16 protein-coding genes are annotated in these 15,023 nt (G+C 56.0%); 11 read left to right on the forward strand and 5 right to left on the reverse strand.

Features of this window, described 5'->3' with window-relative positions; all coding sequences use genetic code 11:
• The first annotated feature begins 167 nt into the window (after positions 1 to 167).
• Genes rsxA through THINI_RS03360 form a run of 8 tightly spaced genes read left to right on the forward strand, consistent with a single transcriptional unit; the run spans position 168 to position 6,322 of the window.
• Positions 168 to 749: an electron transport complex subunit RsxA gene (gene rsxA, locus THINI_RS03325; RefSeq protein WP_002707244.1), complete on the forward strand. Its 582-nt coding sequence runs from the start codon at positions 168 to 170 to the stop codon at positions 747 to 749.
• Positions 749 to 1,336: an electron transport complex subunit RsxB gene (rsxB, locus tag THINI_RS03330; RefSeq protein ID WP_002707245.1), complete on the forward strand. Its 588-nt coding sequence runs from the start codon at positions 749 to 751 to the stop codon at positions 1,334 to 1,336. Before rsxA ends, rsxB begins: the two co-directional genes overlap by 1 nt.
• A complete protein-coding gene (gene rsxC, locus THINI_RS03335) occupies positions 1,333 to 2,898 on the forward strand; it encodes an electron transport complex subunit RsxC (protein ID WP_002707246.1) in 1,566 nt (521 codons plus the stop codon). Before rsxB ends, rsxC begins: the two co-directional genes overlap by 4 nt.
• The gene (gene rsxD / locus THINI_RS03340; RefSeq protein WP_002707247.1) at positions 2,895 to 3,929 is read left to right on the forward strand and encodes an electron transport complex subunit RsxD; all 1,035 of its coding nucleotides are present in this window, start codon (positions 2,895 to 2,897) and stop codon (positions 3,927 to 3,929) included. Before rsxC ends, rsxD begins: the two co-directional genes overlap by 4 nt.
• Positions 3,926 to 4,579, forward strand: a complete 654-nt coding sequence (rsxG, locus tag THINI_RS03345; protein ID WP_002707248.1) for an electron transport complex subunit RsxG — start codon at positions 3,926 to 3,928, stop codon at positions 4,577 to 4,579. Before rsxD ends, rsxG begins: the two co-directional genes overlap by 4 nt.
• Positions 4,576 to 5,268 (forward strand): electron transport complex subunit E, encoded by a 693-nt coding sequence (locus THINI_RS03350; RefSeq protein ID WP_002707249.1) that lies wholly within the window; start codon positions 4,576 to 4,578, stop codon positions 5,266 to 5,268. Before rsxG ends, THINI_RS03350 begins: the two co-directional genes overlap by 4 nt.
• Entirely contained in the window at positions 5,265 to 5,897 is a 633-nt protein-coding gene (nth, locus tag THINI_RS03355) for an endonuclease III (protein ID WP_002707250.1), read from the forward strand. The genes THINI_RS03350 and nth overlap by 4 nt, the downstream gene beginning before the upstream one ends.
• Complete coding sequence (locus tag THINI_RS03360) at positions 5,897 to 6,322, forward strand: DUF1841 family protein (RefSeq protein ID WP_002707251.1); 426 nt, start codon at positions 5,897 to 5,899, stop codon at positions 6,320 to 6,322. Before nth ends, THINI_RS03360 begins: the two co-directional genes overlap by 1 nt.
• On the opposite strand, the gene THINI_RS03365 is transcribed toward THINI_RS03360, so the two are convergent.
• Entirely contained in the window at positions 6,319 to 6,687 is a 369-nt protein-coding gene (locus tag THINI_RS03365; RefSeq protein WP_002707252.1) for a hypothetical protein, read from the reverse strand. The genes THINI_RS03360 and THINI_RS03365 overlap by 4 nt on opposite strands.
• 219 nt (positions 6,688 to 6,906) lie before the next feature.
• Between THINI_RS03365 and THINI_RS03370 the strand changes: the two genes are divergently transcribed.
• Together THINI_RS03370 and THINI_RS03375 are read left to right on the forward strand one after the other, a co-directional pair.
• Positions 6,907 to 7,698, forward strand: coding sequence for an inositol monophosphatase family protein (locus THINI_RS03370; RefSeq protein WP_002707253.1), 792 nt, complete (start codon positions 6,907 to 6,909; stop codon positions 7,696 to 7,698).
• Between the two features lie 38 nt (positions 7,699 to 7,736).
• The gene (locus THINI_RS03375) at positions 7,737 to 8,489 is read left to right on the forward strand and encodes a hypothetical protein (RefSeq protein WP_040839043.1); all 753 of its coding nucleotides are present in this window, start codon (positions 7,737 to 7,739) and stop codon (positions 8,487 to 8,489) included.
• 12 nt (positions 8,490 to 8,501) lie between these two features.
• Here THINI_RS03375 and recB read toward each other — a convergent pair whose 3' ends face one another.
• The 4 genes from recB to THINI_RS03395 all read right to left on the reverse strand — a co-directional run bounded on the left by recB (position 8,502) and on the right by THINI_RS03395 (position 14,015).
• Positions 8,502 to 12,068: an exodeoxyribonuclease V subunit beta gene (gene recB / locus THINI_RS03380; protein WP_002707255.1), complete on the reverse strand. Its 3,567-nt coding sequence runs from the start codon at positions 12,066 to 12,068 to the stop codon at positions 8,502 to 8,504.
• Between the two features lie 197 nt (positions 12,069 to 12,265).
• Positions 12,266 to 12,712: a protein YgfX gene (locus THINI_RS03385; protein WP_040839045.1), complete on the reverse strand. Its 447-nt coding sequence runs from the start codon at positions 12,710 to 12,712 to the stop codon at positions 12,266 to 12,268.
• A gap of 6 nt (positions 12,713 to 12,718) precedes the next feature.
• The gene (locus tag THINI_RS03390) at positions 12,719 to 13,456 is read right to left on the reverse strand and encodes an S-methyl-5'-thioinosine phosphorylase (protein WP_002707257.1); all 738 of its coding nucleotides are present in this window, start codon (positions 13,454 to 13,456) and stop codon (positions 12,719 to 12,721) included.
• A 1-nt stretch (position 13,457) separates the two neighbouring features.
• Positions 13,458 to 14,015 (reverse strand): hypoxanthine-guanine phosphoribosyltransferase, encoded by a 558-nt coding sequence (locus tag THINI_RS03395; protein ID WP_040839047.1) that lies wholly within the window; start codon positions 14,013 to 14,015, stop codon positions 13,458 to 13,460.
• Positions 14,016 to 14,197: 182 nt separating this feature from the next.
• On the opposite strand from THINI_RS03395, the gene THINI_RS03400 reads away from it, so the two are divergent.
• The gene (locus tag THINI_RS03400; RefSeq protein WP_002707259.1) at positions 14,198 to 14,962 is read left to right on the forward strand and encodes a hypothetical protein; all 765 of its coding nucleotides are present in this window, start codon (positions 14,198 to 14,200) and stop codon (positions 14,960 to 14,962) included.
• The last annotated feature ends 61 nt before the right edge of the window (positions 14,963 to 15,023 follow it).

Consider the following 15,023-nt stretch of genomic DNA (forward strand, 5'->3'; position numbering starts at 1 on the left):
TATACCCCGCCAGGGTAGACGCGGCTTGCCCCTCACGAATAGGGACAAGATATTTCTGACAATTATCATAGGCGATGGCTTTGCTGTAGGTTATAAACCCTAACCTGTGGCAAAATCGCCGCTTGTGTTGACAAGAAATTAACAGGAAACCGCGTAGAATCCCGCTCATGGCAGAATACTTACTCATCATCGTAGGGACAGTCTGGGTCAACAATTTCGTTTTGTCCCACTTCCTTGGCCTGTGCCCCTTCATGGGTGTTTCCCGCAAGCTGGAAACAGCGATGGGCATGGGGCTGGCAACCACTTTCGTCCTTACACTGTCGGCCATTACCAGCTATCTGGTCAATAACTGGTTACTGGAACCGTTGGGGCTGGAATACTTGCGCACCATCAGCTTCATTCTCGTGATTGCCACCGTGGTCGGGTTCACGGAAATGGTCATCCGCAAAACTAGCCCTCTGCTGTACAACGTGTTGGGCATTTACCTCCCTCTGATCACCACCAACTGCGCCGTGCTGGGCGTAGCGCTGCTGAACGTGCAGCAATCCCACGGCTTTGTGGAATCCGCCCTCTACGGCATGGGCGCGGCGCTGGGCTTTACGTTAGTCCTGGTGCTGTTCGCGGGCATCCGTGAGCGTATCGCGGCAGCGGATGTACCCTCCATCTTTCAGGGCAATGCTATCGGCCTGATCACTGCCGGCCTGATGGCACTAGCGTTCATGGGCTTTTCCGGACTGGTGAAAGAATAATGTTTGCAGCAATTCTCGTCGTCGCAGGCATGGCTGCCGTATTTGGCCTGTTGCTGGGCTACGCCGCTATCCGTTACAAGGTGGAAGGTGACCCGGTCGCCGACAAGGTAGACGCCCTGTTGCCCCAAACCCAATGCGGCCAATGCGGCTTCCCTGGTTGCCGCCCCTACGCCGACGCCATTGCCAAAGGCGAAGCCGAAATCAACCGCTGCCCGCCGGGCGGTGAAGCCACTATCAAGGCGCTGGCCGAATTGCTGGGCGTGGAAGCCAAACCACTGGATGCAGAAGACGAAAATGCCAGTCTACCCATGGTCGCCGTCATCGACGAACAAACCTGCATCGGCTGCACCCTGTGCATCCAGGCTTGCCCGGTCGACGCCATCGTTGGCGCAGCCAAACACATGCACACCATTATCGAAAAGGAATGCACCGGCTGCAAACTGTGCCTGCCACCCTGCCCGGTTGACTGCATCCACATGATCCCGGTCAAGGTGGAACCTGCTTCCTGGAAATGGCCTTACCCCAACGCCAGCCCTAACGGCCAACCCGCCAATGACGACGTCACGCTGGCAAAGGTGAACCCATGATCCAGACCTTACGCAAACTGTGGCGCTTCCACGGCGGCCTGCATCTGGATTACCACAAGGGTGAATCCACCACCCGCCCAGTCCAGGCAATTCCTTTGGCAGAAGAATTGGTCATCCCCCTCCAGCAACACGCCGGTTACAAACCCACCCTGACCGTGCAGGCAGGCGATTACGTATACAAAGGGCAGGAACTTGGCACCCATACCGGTTTCATGAAAGTACCGGTACATGCCAGCACTTCGGGAACCATTACTGCCATTGAAGAACGCCCTATTCCCCATGCTTCCGGCCTCGCCGATCTGTGCATCGTCCTCAAGCCGGATGGCAAAGACGACTGGGGCAACGCCCGGATGCAGGCTTACCCCGACTACGCCCAGGTAGACGGTGAAACCCTGCGCCAGCGCATCTGTACCGCAGGCATTGTCGGCATGGGCGGTGCTGTCTTCCCCGCCGCCATCAAACTGAACGTACACGACAATGTGCCGGTCGAAGCGCTGATCATTAACGGCGCGGAATGCGAACCCTACATCACCTGTGACGACATGCTGATGCGGGAAAAAGCGGATGAAGTCATCGGCGGCATCCAAGTCATGATGCACATCATCAATACCCACCAATGCCTGATCGGGATTGAAGACAACAAGCCGCAAGCCATCACCGCCATGCAGGCAGCCATTGAGAAATCCGGCGACCCGCGCATCCAGGCCATGCCAGTCCCCACCCTGTACCCGACTGGTAGCGAAAAGCAGCTCATCAAGATACTGACCGGTAAGGAAGTCCCCAGCGGCGGCAGGCCCGCCAACATCGGGCTGGTGTGCCACAACCCAGCCACAGCCCGCGCCATCTACCGCGCCGTGGTGCGGGGCGAACCGCTGATCGACCGCTACCTGACCGTCACCGGCAACGGCGTTGCTAAACCCTGCAACCTGGATGTGCCGTTGGGTACGCCCATCCAGCACATCATCCAGCAAGCGGGCGGCTATACCAACGCCGCCAAACGGCTAGTCATGGGCGGGCCAATGATGGGTGTTTCCCTGCAAACCGACCTGATTCCAGCGGTCAAAGCCACCAACTGCATCCTGGTTGACAATGAAGCAGAGGTTGAGCCACCGCCTGCGCTGCCCTGCATCCGCTGCGGGCGTTGCGCGGAAGCCTGCCCTGCTAACCTGTTGCCGCAGCAGCTGTACTGGTATTCACGTTCACGCGAATTCGAGAAAGCGGAAGACCATCATCTGTTCGACTGCATCGAATGCGGCTGCTGCGCCTACGTTTGCCCCAGCCATATCCGGCTAGTGGATTACTACCGCTTCGCCAAATCCGAAATCCGTTCCTTGCGCGAATCCAAGGCCAGGGCGGATCTTGCCCGCCAACGCCACGAATTCCAGGCCGAACGGCAGGAACGCGCCAAACGCGAAAAGGCTGAAAAGCTGGCAAAGCACAAGCAACAGGCACAAGCTAATACCGACGATGGCAAGAAAGCCGCCATCCAGGCTGCACTGGAACGCGCCCAGGCCAAAAAAGCCCAGGCAGCCCAAGTCTCCGCCGGGGAATCAACGGAATGAAATTCATCAAACGCACTTCGCCCTACATCACCGGCAAGAACGATGTTGGCCATGTCATGCGCCAGGTCATTTACGCGCTGGTTCCCGGCACGCTGGCACTGCTCTGGTATTTTGGCTGGGGCGTACTGAGCAACCTGCTGCTGGCCATCCTGTTCGCCGAATTGCTGGAATGGGGTATGTTGAAACTGCGCCAACGCCCGGTACGCCCATTCCTGAGCGATTACAGCGCAGTGGTGACTGCTTGGTTGCTGGCGGTCGCCATGCCCGCGTTTTCGCCGTGGTGGCTGATCCTGATCGCCATGGTGTTCGCCATTGTCATCGCCAAGCACCTGTATGGCGGGCTGGGTTACAACCCGTTCAACCCGGCCATGATTGGCTACACCGCCGTGCTGATTTCCTACCCGGTACAAATGACCATCTGGCCAGCACCACTGGATTTTAGTTTCAGCCACATCAATCTGGGGCAGGCACTGCAACAGGTATTCGGCGCTGGTGCGCAAGGCTGGGATGCTTTCACCTCCGCCACCCCACTGGATGCTGTCAAGGTCGACCTGAAGATGGGCAAACCGCTGGCAGAAATCCTCAGTAACGGCAGTTTTGGCCTGTTTGCTGGCCGTGCGTGGGAATGGGTCAGTCTGGCGTGGCTGGTGGGCGGCCTGTGGATGCTGTACCAGCGCATCATCAGCTGGCACATTCCGGCAGCATTGCTGGGCGTATTAGGCTTGATGGCAAGTATTTTCTGGCTTATCAACCCGCAAGCCTACAGCTCCCCACTCTTCCATTTGCTGGGTGGCGGTGCGATGTTGGGGGCATTTTTCATTGCCACCGACCCGGTTTCCGCCAGCACCACGCCAGTTGGTAAGCTGTTTTATGCGGGCGGAATTGGCTTGTTTACCTACATCATCCGTACCTGGGGCGGCTATCCTGATGGCATCGCCTTTTCGGTCATTATCATGAATATGGCCGTGCCATTGATTGATTACTACACCCAGCCACGGGTGTATGGGACCAAGCAGAGGTTTCCGGGATGAACAACAGCCTATTGAAAGAAATCCTCAAACCGGGCCTGCTCCTGGCTGGCTTCGCCTTGTTGGGTACACTGGCGCTGGCGCTGATTTACGGCCTGACCCTGCCGCAGGTACAAGCGAATGAACGCGCCACTACCCTCAAGCAATTGAATGCACTGGTCGGCGCGCAAGAATATGACAACGACCTGCTGGCTAACCCGCTGACCTTGCCCGCCGCTGATTTCGGTAGCGCCGAAGCCGTCACTGTCTACCGCGCCAGCAAGCAGGGCAATCCGGTTGCAGGGCTGTTCATCGTCAGCGCACCAGACGGTTACAGCGGCTCCATCCGTATAGTGGTTGGCGTGCGCGCAGACCAGAGCCTCGCGGGCGTGCGGGTGCTTGCCCACAAGGAAACCCCCGGCCTTGGCGACAAGATTGACGCAGGCAAAAATGACTGGGTTCTCGGCTTCAATGGCAAATCCTTGCAAAACCCTGTCCTGACGGGCTGGGCAGTGCGCAAGGATGGCGGGGAATTCGACCAGTTTACCGGCGCTACCATTACCCCACGGGCAGTGGTCGGGGCAGTGAAGCGTACCCTGCTGTGGTCGCAACAGCATTTTGCCACGCTGTTTTCACCAACAGCTGCGCCCACGCCTCAGGAGGCCAAACCATGAATTCAACTTACCGTGAACTGACTGTTGCCGGTCTTTGGCATAACAACCCCGGCCTGGTGCAACTGTTGGGGCTGTGCCCGCTGATGGCTGTCACCACCAATTTCGTCAATGGGCTGGGCTTGGGGCTGGCAACCATCATCGCGCTGGTATCATCCAATCTAGCCATTTCATTGGTACGCGATTACATCCGCCCGGAAATCCGCATCCCGGCCTTTGTACTCATCATTGCGGGCAACGTGACCCTGATCGAAATGCTGATGAAGGCGTATTTCCACGACCTTTACAACATACTCGGCATCTTCATCCCCCTGATCGTTACCAACTGTATCGTGATCGGGCGCTCGGAAGCTTATGCCTCCAAAAACCCGCCTGCCCACGCTGGTTATGACAGCCTGATGATGGGGGTGGGTTTCATGCTGGTACTGGTGGTGTTGGGCGGAATGCGCGAACTGGTCGCCAATGGCACGCTGTTTGCGCAGGCTCATCTGATGTTCGGCGAAGCAGCACGTGGCATGACCATTACTCTTGGCAATGACTTCAAGGGTCTGCTGCTGGCTGCCCTGCCGCCTGGTGCATTCATCGGCCTTGGCTTTCTGGTCGCCCTGAAAAACTGGATCGACAAGCGCAATGCACAACGGGTCACCGTCAGTAAACCCACCGCCGCGCCCATGACGGGTGAGGCAGCATGAACAAAGCCAAGCGGGAAGAGATTTTCCGCCGTCTGCACGACGCCAACCCCAACCCGGCCACCGAACTCGAATACGGCAGCGCGTTTGAACTGCTGATTGCCGTAATCCTTTCGGCGCAGGCTACCGACAAGGGCGTCAACAAGGCCACGGCACGGTTGTTTCCCGCTGCCAATACCCCAAAAGCGATTTACGCGCTGGGCGAGGAAGGCTTGAAGGATTACATCAAGACCATTGGCCTGTTCAACAGCAAAGCGAAAAACATTATTGAAACCTGCCGGATTCTGGTGGAAAAGCACCATTCACAAGTGCCCGAAGACCGTGCCGCGCTGGAAGCCTTGCCGGGTGTTGGGCGCAAGACTGCCAACGTGATCCTCAACACTGCCTTCCGCCACCCCACCATGGCGGTGGACACGCACATTTTCCGTGTTTCTAACCGTACCGGCATCGCCCCCGGCAGAAACGTGCTGGAAGTGGAAAAAGCCCTGCTGAAACATGTTCCAAAGCAATACCTGCTGGACGCCCATCACTGGCTGATACTGCACGGGCGCTATACCTGCGTGGCGCGTAACCCGAAATGCGGGCAATGCATCATTGCCGACCTATGCGACTTCAAGGAGAAAACTGCCTGATGTTTGGCCATGACCGTGACGGAATGCGCCGCTACTACCTGCAATGCTGGAAAAAATTTCAGCAAAAACAACCGTTGGATGCACTGGGACAACAAGTTGCCCAAGTGATTGCCGAACATCCGGAATACCACAAGTTGCTGGAACAGACTGATGCGGCTCTGCAACGCGATTACCTGCCGGAAAATGGTGAAACCAACCCCTTCCTGCACATGGGGCTGCACCTTGGCATCCGCGAACAGGCCGCCACCAACCGTCCAGTAGGTATCAGCGAAATCTATCGGCAACTTGTGATCCAATACGGCACTTTAGACGCTGAACACCGGATGATGGATTGCCTGGCTGAAAGCATCTGGCTTGCCCAGCGCAACCAGACTGCCCCGGATGAAGCAGCGTATCTTGATTGTTTGAAAAAGGCGTCTAATTAATCCATTGCAACAATTACATTACTGTTGCTGACAGTGCTGATATCAAATACACGCGAGCGGCTGACATTATCCAGCTCCGCCTCGGCACGGTATACACCTGGCTCCAGTTCAAGACTGGCGGAGTGGCGTTTGAACGATTGCACCAGAGTAGAACGGCCATTTTTCACACGGTAAAGCTGCCATTGCACCGGGCGCATTGCTGGGCCATTATTCAAGGTTGCCATTAACAACACTTTCGACAACGGCATCTGTGCAGCTGAGAAAAAAACAGCATTTATGACTGCCGCTTGCGCTTGATTAGCAAACAGACATACTGCAATAACGGATAAACTTGCCCACACATTACGCAATTTTTTCACTAGCATACGAGATTACCTCTGGCTGTATTTATGATTAAGTAACCGCTCTCTTTTACTTCTTATATAAGGTTAATCCACCCCTTTAAAAATACAATTCGATTTTATTTTTAGTGTGGATAAAAAAACTGTTGGAACTTTTTTTCCATCCCTCAATACAGTGCAGAAAGCATGGCTCATGTGCTATCCTGACGCCCCTTTACATACCCCTATTACCGGAGTTTACTGATGCATCCAATGCTCAGAAAAGCGACTGATGCCGCCCGCGAAGCAGGCGAAGCCATTCGCCACTACGCCAACAAAGTGCACAAGCTGAATATCCAGAACAAGGATCAAAACGATTTCGTCAGCGAAGTCGACCAACAGGCCGAGCAAATTATCGTGCGCCATCTGCAACGCGCCTACCCTGACCATGCATTTTTCGGTGAAGAACACGGCAAGCAAGGTACGGACAGTGATTACGAATGGATTATCGACCCGCTCGACGGCACTACCAATTTCCTCTACGGCATTCCCCAGTATTCGGTATCCATTGCCCTGAAACACAAAGGCCGCCTGACCGTGGGCGTGGTGTATGACCCGCTACGGGATGAAACTTTCGCCGCCGCGCGTGGGGATGGCGCCACCCTCAATGGCCGCCGTATCCGCGTTTCCGAACGCAGCAGTATGCACAGCGCCCTGCTCGGCACTGGTATCCCGTTCCGCGCCAACCAGAACCTCGACCTGTACCTACAAACCCTGAAAGCCCTGATACCGGACACAGCTGGCGTGCGCCGCCCCGGTTCTGCTGCACTCGACCTGGCCTGGGTGGCCTGTGGCCGTTTCGACGGTTTCTGGGAATTTGGCCTCAATGAATGGGACATGGCCGCTGGCGTATTGCTGGTACAAGAAGCAGGCGGTCTGGTCAGCGACTTGTCCGGCGACAATAACCACCTGAAAACCGGCGACGTAGTAGCCGCTAACCCAAAAGTTTTCAAAGAAATGATCAAACGTTTGCGCCCCATTGTGACAAATCGTTAAGTGCCCTTCCCGCCCCCTGATAGACTAAAATCAGGGGTATGAAAACCCAAACCCTTACCCGCACATGCCCCTCATTGCTGCTGTGCCTGTCAATCGCATGGTTGCCAGGCTGTGAAAAGCGTGACGAAACACCGCCGCCAGTTGCAGGGGAGCAAGTCATCATTCCCGAATCTGATGCCCTGCAACCGCTGCATGCCGCTCCTGCAACGGCTGATACGCCAGCGCCAGCCGACACCAGCGTAGACACACAGGCAACAGTACCCCTTCAACCACCCAATACCAGAACAGCACCGGAGGCAAACATGGCCAACCCGGAACAATCCAGCAAACTGAAAATACCCGCTTTTACCCAGCAGGTTCAGGCAGGCAGCCTTTTCCGCCTGCGTTTTCTGGCAAACGGGGAAAGCTTCTACACCGAAATCAAGCTGGAAAACAATATCCTCAGCTACACCTACTTTGAAGACACCACAGGCCGCTGCGAAAAGTGGGTACAAAACACGCCCTGTTGGCGGAAAGAGGACTTGAAAACCATCAGCATGGCCCTGCGGGATGAAGATCTCGACAACCTCTACAGCCTGGCAAAAGAAAGCGGTATCCTGAAGCTCACACGGGCAACCTATGGCAGTGCCAAACAGGGTCAGCGTTATTACGCCCAGCACATGGAAATCAGCCTGGATGGGAAGCAAAAGTCCATAACCTACCAAAGTTTCCCCGGCTCCAGCAAAAAACCGGAAGCATTCTCACAGCTGGAAACAGCGCTGGTCGAATATGCCCGCGACCTGCCACACTAGCGCTTCGCCAGCCTATTGGAACAACTGATCCAGCGCCGTCATCAGCCTAGTATCCGGCTTGTGGAAAAATACCCCTGAGCCGGGCTGTACGGGCGTCATGCCGCGCAGGAACAGGTACAGCGCCCCCCCCACATGCGTATCCCAGTCATAACCGCTGACCCGCTGCCGCAAATAACGGTGCAGCGCCAAACAATAGATCAGGTATTGCAGGTAGTAATGGTGTTCCGCCATCGCTTCCCGCATGGCTGCCGGGGTGTATTCCTGTGCCGTTGCACCCAGTTCGTTGGACTTGTAATCCACCACATAATATTGCCCGCCCGCCTCGAACACCAGGTCGATAAAACCCTTCATGAAGCCGGTCAGGGTGCTGAATTTCAACCGGTCGATGGCTGCATGAATGTCTGCCCATTCCGCTGGCAAGTGCTGATGCAACAAGGTTTGCAGACGCTTCAGTTGCAGATGCCCAACCGGGAAATAGAATTCCAGTTCATCCAGCCGACGCTCTTTCGGCAAATCAGCAAGACGAGTGGCAACAAACAATTGTGTATCCAGTGTATTTGCCAGCAAGGTTTCCGCTGCCGCTAGCCACCGCTCCGGCAACCCATGCCGCTTCAGGGCAGGCAGCAACACCTTGTCATGCTGGTCAGCCAGCGGCTGGGTAAAATCCAGTTCCTCCAGCATCTTGTGCAGACAACTTCCCGCCTTGGCTCCGCGTGGGAAGGCAGTACGCGCCGCTTCGTGCTCCAGTGGCGCCTGCCAGGCCAGGGTATCGTAATCCGGGCGTTCGTCCTCCTTCCCGGCGGCCAGCCCGCTGAAACTGCCGACCCTGGGTACGGGCGGCAAGCGGTGGTGGTAATGGCGGATACGCGGTTCAGCCCGCACACTATCCACCTGGTAGCGGATCATCGGTTGTGCTGGCGACAGCAATTCATGGCTGATATGCCCTTCCCCACCAGCAACGATGGCTTGCAATTGCTGATGCATCAGCGTCTGACGTTCACCCGGTTGCATCCCATCCTTGCGCAACTTGCCGAGTATTGCCCGCCCCTGTTCCAGCTTGCCGAACAGCAGCCAGCCGAGCGCGGAATAGTAGTCAAACTGGTTGATGCGTCCACTGACCAGCGCGATGGTGCAGTGGTATTTGGCACGGGTGAGCGCTACATACAGCAAGCGCAGGTTTTCAGCCTGTTCCGCCTCACGGAAACAGCGTTCGGCGTCATCACTGGCCAGTGACCCGGCTTGCAGGCGGGTCATGCCACCTTCCACCTTGGCATCATGCCAACTGAACCAGGTGCCTGTGGTGGGGCTGCGTTCCAGCCACAGGAACGGGCAATAGACGATGCCGTATTCCAGCCCCTTGCTTTTGTGAATGGTGGTGATTTGCACCAGGTTTTCATCGCTTTCCAGGCGCAATTCATGCGCTTCGTCCTGCCCGCCCGTGATTGCCCGTTGTTGCAGCCAGCGGATCAGGGCGTGCATCCCGTGGCCGTGCAGGCGGCTTTCGGTATGGATCAGTTCCGCCAAATGCAGCAGGTTGGTCAGGCGACGTTCACCATCCGCCAGCGCCAGCAGGTGGGCGTAACCGTTACATTGCTGCATCCACTGACGGAACATCGGCATAAAACCTTGTGTATGCCAGGTCTGATGCCAGCGCTGGAAAGCTTCCAGCTGGGCTTCCAGCAAAGCGGGTTCCTCATCCAGCGTGTGCAGGGCACTGGCAGTGAAGCCAAACAGTTCCGTCACCAATGCCTGTTTGAGGGCAAGCTCATTGCCTGGCTCGGCGACTGCCCGCAGTACGGCGCGCAGTTCGGTGGCTTCGCGGGTGCAGAAAATGCTGTCACGGGATTTCTGTACACTGGCAATGCCCCGTTCCAGCAGCGCCTGCTTGACCAGCTCACCCTGACGGTTTTCCCGCACCAGCACGGCGATGTCGCTACTACGGATGGGGCGGTCGCCAATAGTGGCGGCTCCCTGCCGGGCAGCGTTCAACAGGCGGGCGATGTCGTTGGCGACGGCGGCGGCGATATTTTCCTGTACCGCAGTATTGTTGAAGCCTTCGTCGAGGGTGTACCAGTCCCACAAGCGGATGGAGGGAATACCCTTCAACCCCGCCCCCTCTCCCTCAAGGGGAGAGGAGAGAAAGATGCTGGCCTGATCCTTGCCAGCTTCGATCGGTTCATAGCGGATTTCGCTACGGAATGGGTTCGCGGATTGCCGGAACAGGTGGTTGAGCGCTTGCAGCAAACCGTTATGCGAACGGAAATTCTGTTTTAGGGTATGGCTATGCGTGACCGCCTGGGCAGCTTGCAGGTAGGTGTAAATATCCGCCCCACGAAAGCCGTAAATCGCCTGTTTGGGGTCGCCCACATAGAACACGCGCTGTTCCGCGCTGTCACGGTAAATGCGCGCAAAAATCTCATACTGGATCGGGTCAGTATCCTGGAATTCATCGATCAGCGCCGCCCGGTACTTGGCGGCCAAGCGCGGAGCCAAGTGTGGGTGCTGTTCCAGCGCCGTATGGAGGTGCAGCAACAGGTCATCGAACGTAAGGATGCCGAGTTGCTGTTTGCGCAATGGCAGCTCCCGGCGCAGGTGCAACAGCAGTTGCAGGCGCAGGTTTTCCAGCGCTGCCTGTTCGCTGCCGTGCAATTCAGACCAGGCATCCAGCAACGTATCTATCTGCCGGAAAAAGGCATGTACTGGCGTGGTTTTGCCGTCTTTGGTTTTTTCACTCAGCGCGGCAGTAGAAAAGCGGGCAACGGTTTCATGTACATCGCCCAGCCGCGTTTCCCCGGCGAATAGCAGATCCAGCTTATCTGCCCAGTTGGGCACATTGCGCTTACTGTAGGAGTTGCCATTCAGCACGCCTGACAGCAGCAGATTCGTGACCGCCTGCCGTTCCTGCATCCAGATTTCCTGACAGGTGCGGAAAACGGCGTCAAACGTGCTTTGCAGCCCGGCAAACGCCTCCGCCGTCGCCGCCGGGATGTCGGCCTGCAAATACGGCTTGCCGATGAAGTTACGCACGTCCCCCAGCAACCCATCCGGCGTCAGGCCATGTTTTTGTAACAGCCGTAGATGCAAGGGGTCAGGGGTCAGGAAGTACTGATACCAGAATTTGTCGGTCAGCTCGGTCAGCACACCGTCTTCATTGGCGACCAGCTCGCTTTCAAACGGCAGGCGGGCTTCAAATGCATTTTCGCCCAGTACCCGCTTGCAAAAGCCATGGATAGTGAAAACAGCGGCTTCGTCAAAACTGACCAGCGCCAGTTGCAGCCGCTGAATGCAGACCGCAAGCTCGGTTTCTGCCAACAAGGTTTCATAAACCTCAGCGCAAGCCCGCCGCTCCAGAAATGCCAACGCATCCACCAACCGTTTGCGGATGCGGTCGCGCAACTCGGCTGTTGCTGCCTCGGTATAAGTAACCACCAGAATCTGGTCAACTTTCAGCCCATAGACGGCTACCAGACGCAAGTATAACCAGGAAATAGTCCAGGTTTTGCCGGTTCCGGCACTGGCTTCGATCAGGTTAGTCCCTTCCAACGGGACGCATTTGGCATCAAGGGTTTGCATCTGCATGATGATTTACTAAAAAAGTTGCATTTTAAGTCAACCAAACGGGTGTTCAGGCGTTATTAGGGTTAATGTTTGTTCATTGTTGTTTAAGAGAGTATTGTCAGGCACAACGCTGGCAAGTTAAAGCCCAAGAGTCCCCAAATAGTTATCATAAAAATTCACAGCCCTTAATGCCTTCAACCCTCCCTCCCGGGAGGGTTTTACTTTTCCGGCAAATCCACCGTACTGAATTTCACCCTGACCCGTAACTGACGCAACACATCCTGCGGTACGCTGTCAGGCAACAGGATCATGGAATACAGCTTGCCTGCCTGTGACCGCAGGTTCAGCACACACAACCACGGGTGCAGAAAACTGCTGTCATCCAGCCGTACAAAACGGCTACCGTCCGGGGTACGCAGCAAGCAGTTATCCGCTTGATAAAATGTTACATCCTGAACGGAGTGCGGGAAGGAACGCGCAATATGCAAGCGCCAGAAATACCAGCCGGAAATTGCAATCGCCAACAGCAGTAACAACTTTCCCCACAGCAATATCCCTGACATCAGCACCATAACCAAGGCCGCCAACCCATGTGTTCCCAAGATGAAAACAACCAGCTGGCGCGAAACCCCTGGCTGCACATAAATTGGCGGCTGGGTATGCACCCGCTGTCAGCAGATCAGGGCGCGTAGCAGCGCACGCACATTGGCCATCCCGGTAATCAGGTTGTCACGGATTTCATCCATCGTGATTTCCTCGCTGTCCTTGCCTGCTGCCCAGTTGGCCACGACCGCGCAACTGGCATAACACAGGCCCAGTTCACGGGCGAGGGAAGCCTCCGGCATTGCCGTCATACCTACCAGATCACAACCATCGCGCTCCAGCCGGGCGATTTCCGCCGCTGTTTCCAGACGTGGCCCTTGGGTAGCTGCGTAAGTGCCCCGCGGAACCACATCGAGGTTGGCGCATTCCCCCGCCGCCAGCAAGGCAGTACGCATTTCTGCGCAATACGGATGAGAGAAGTCGATATGGGTAACATGCGTCAAGCCATCCTCGAAGAATGTGTGCGCACGACCATAGGTGTAATCGATGATCTGATCGGGAATCGCCAGCCGGGTGGGCTGCATTTCGGGGGTAATACCACCGACCGCAGCAATCGCAACAACTTTTTCAACCCCAAGGCTTTTAAGCGCCCACAGGTTGGCGCGGTAATTGACCCGGTGCGGCGGAATGGTATGGGTGTAACCGTGCCGCGCCAGAAAGGCGATACGTTTGCCTTCAATCATGCCATGCGTGACCGGGCCAGAGGGTTCGCCATAAGGCGTGTGCACCACTTCGCGGTGAATGACTTCCAGACCCTCGATTTCGGTCAGGCCGGTACCGCCGATGACGGCAAATTCAATGCTCATGTTATAACCCTTTTATTGCGTAAATACCGTTGGCGTTGCGCCAGTATTCCTTGTAATCCATGCCGAAGCCGAACACATAACGATCAACCAGTTCGATAGCGGAGAAATCGCGTTTGATGCCTTCTACCCGCCGGTCATGCTGTTTGTCGGCCAGCACTGCCACCTTGACCGAAGCCGCATCCTGTTCGTGGCACCAATGGGCGATTTCACGCAAGGTGTAACCCTCATCGAGAATATCATCCAGCAACAACACATGGCGGCCTTGCAACGGGGTGTCCGGCTTGTGTAGCCAGGTAATGGTCTTGCTGCCACTGGTTTTGCCCCGGTAGCGGGTCGCGTGTAAATAGTCCTGTTCCAGCGGGAAATCCAGCCGGGTTAACAAATGCCCGGTAAAGATTACCCCCCCGGTCATGACACACAAAACCAGCGGGTTCTTGTCCCCCAATACTGTGGTAATTTCTGCCGCCATCGTATCCAGCAGCGCCGCGATCTCTTCGGCGGAGTGCAACAGGTCTGCATCTGCCCTGGCGCTGGCAGCTTCTTCCGGTGTAATTGCCATGTGATTATCCATTATTCAACTCAGGTAGCTATTCTAGCTTAAAATCAAAAAGTCTCATGAAAAAAGCATGAATTCGACACATGGGGCTTGCACTACGATAATCAGAATATTATAATTTGCTTATATTAATTTTCAACCTGTTTACACGCCGACGGGCGTTTTATCCGCTAGAGGTATATTTCATGAAACTGACCAAAATTGCACTTGCTGTTGCACTCTTCGCCGCATCCGGCCTGGCTTCTGCTGAATTTTTCGATGGCTTTGACAACGGCAGCGGCGTAGGCCAAGGCTATGGTTCTGGCCAGGGCAACACCAGCGGTTATGGCCAAGGCTACGGCACTGGCGCTGGTGATGTTAACGGCTGGGGTCGTGGCAAAGGTGACGCCGATGGCGAAGTTGATTTCACTATCACCTTCAAAGGCAAAGGCAAAACCGACATGGCTTCCGACATGGCTGGCAGTGGCCGTGGTGACACCGCCGCCAACCTGCAAGGTAACGGCTATGGCTACGGCAATGCTTACAACAACCTGTACGGCTACAGCAACACCTACAAAAACAACCCATGGGGTGGTATGTCTGGCTACGGTATGCCTAACATGATGCAACAAGCGCCTGCGATGCAAGCGCCAGCACAGGCTCCTGCCGCACAAGGCCAGGCTCCTGCCATGCAGATGCAGCAAATGCCTATGATGATGCCTGGTTACGGCTATGGTATGCAGCAAGCACCAAGCTTCGAGCAAATCCAGAAGCAAATGGAAATGCAACGCGCCCAGGCTGAAGCTTTCTTCAAACAAATGGAAGAACAGCGTAAAGCCATGGCTGCACAAGCCCAAGCTACCGCGCCAGCCCCTGCTGCTGAAGCCACTGCTACTCCAGCCGCCCCTGCTGCTGAAGTAAAAGCTGAAGCTGCTGCGCCAGCCACCGCTCCTGCTGCTGAACAGAAGTAATCCAGGCCCCATATGAGCGCGGCAAAAAGTTGCGCTCACACAAGCTTGAGAAAGGGCGTAT

This window comes from Thiothrix nivea DSM 5205 (genome assembly GCF_000260135.1).
Lineage (GTDB): Bacteria > Pseudomonadota > Gammaproteobacteria > Thiotrichales > Thiotrichaceae > Thiothrix > Thiothrix nivea.

Excerpts from the sequence above, each read along its gene's own strand:
- THINI_RS03400 (WP_002707259.1), top strand. The coding sequence starts at position 14,198 with ATGAAACTGACCAAAATTGCACTTGCTGTTGCACTCTTCGCCGCATCC.
- rsxA (WP_002707244.1), top strand. The coding sequence starts at position 168 with ATGGCAGAATACTTACTCATCATCGTAGGGACAGTCTGGGTCAACAAT.
- rsxD (WP_002707247.1), top strand. The coding sequence starts at position 2,895 with ATGAAATTCATCAAACGCACTTCGCCCTACATCACCGGCAAGAACGAT.
- THINI_RS03390 (WP_002707257.1), bottom strand. The coding sequence starts at position 13,456 with ATGAGCATTGAATTTGCCGTCATCGGCGGTACCGGCCTGACCGAAATC.
- THINI_RS03350 (WP_002707249.1), top strand. The coding sequence starts at position 4,576 with ATGAATTCAACTTACCGTGAACTGACTGTTGCCGGTCTTTGGCATAAC.
- rsxB (WP_002707245.1), top strand. The coding sequence starts at position 749 with ATGTTTGCAGCAATTCTCGTCGTCGCAGGCATGGCTGCCGTATTTGGC.
- THINI_RS03370 (WP_002707253.1), top strand. The coding sequence starts at position 6,907 with ATGCATCCAATGCTCAGAAAAGCGACTGATGCCGCCCGCGAAGCAGGC.
- THINI_RS03365 (WP_002707252.1), bottom strand. The coding sequence starts at position 6,687 with ATGCTAGTGAAAAAATTGCGTAATGTGTGGGCAAGTTTATCCGTTATT.
- nth (WP_002707250.1), top strand. The coding sequence starts at position 5,265 with ATGAACAAAGCCAAGCGGGAAGAGATTTTCCGCCGTCTGCACGACGCC.
- recB (WP_002707255.1), bottom strand. The coding sequence starts at position 12,068 with ATGCAGATGCAAACCCTTGATGCCAAATGCGTCCCGTTGGAAGGGACT.
- THINI_RS03395 (WP_040839047.1), bottom strand. The coding sequence starts at position 14,015 with ATGGCAATTACACCGGAAGAAGCTGCCAGCGCCAGGGCAGATGCAGAC.
- rsxG (WP_002707248.1), top strand. The coding sequence starts at position 3,926 with ATGAACAACAGCCTATTGAAAGAAATCCTCAAACCGGGCCTGCTCCTG.
- THINI_RS03360 (WP_002707251.1), top strand. The coding sequence starts at position 5,897 with ATGTTTGGCCATGACCGTGACGGAATGCGCCGCTACTACCTGCAATGC.
- THINI_RS03375 (WP_040839043.1), top strand. The coding sequence starts at position 7,737 with ATGAAAACCCAAACCCTTACCCGCACATGCCCCTCATTGCTGCTGTGC.
- rsxC (WP_002707246.1), top strand. The coding sequence starts at position 1,333 with ATGATCCAGACCTTACGCAAACTGTGGCGCTTCCACGGCGGCCTGCAT.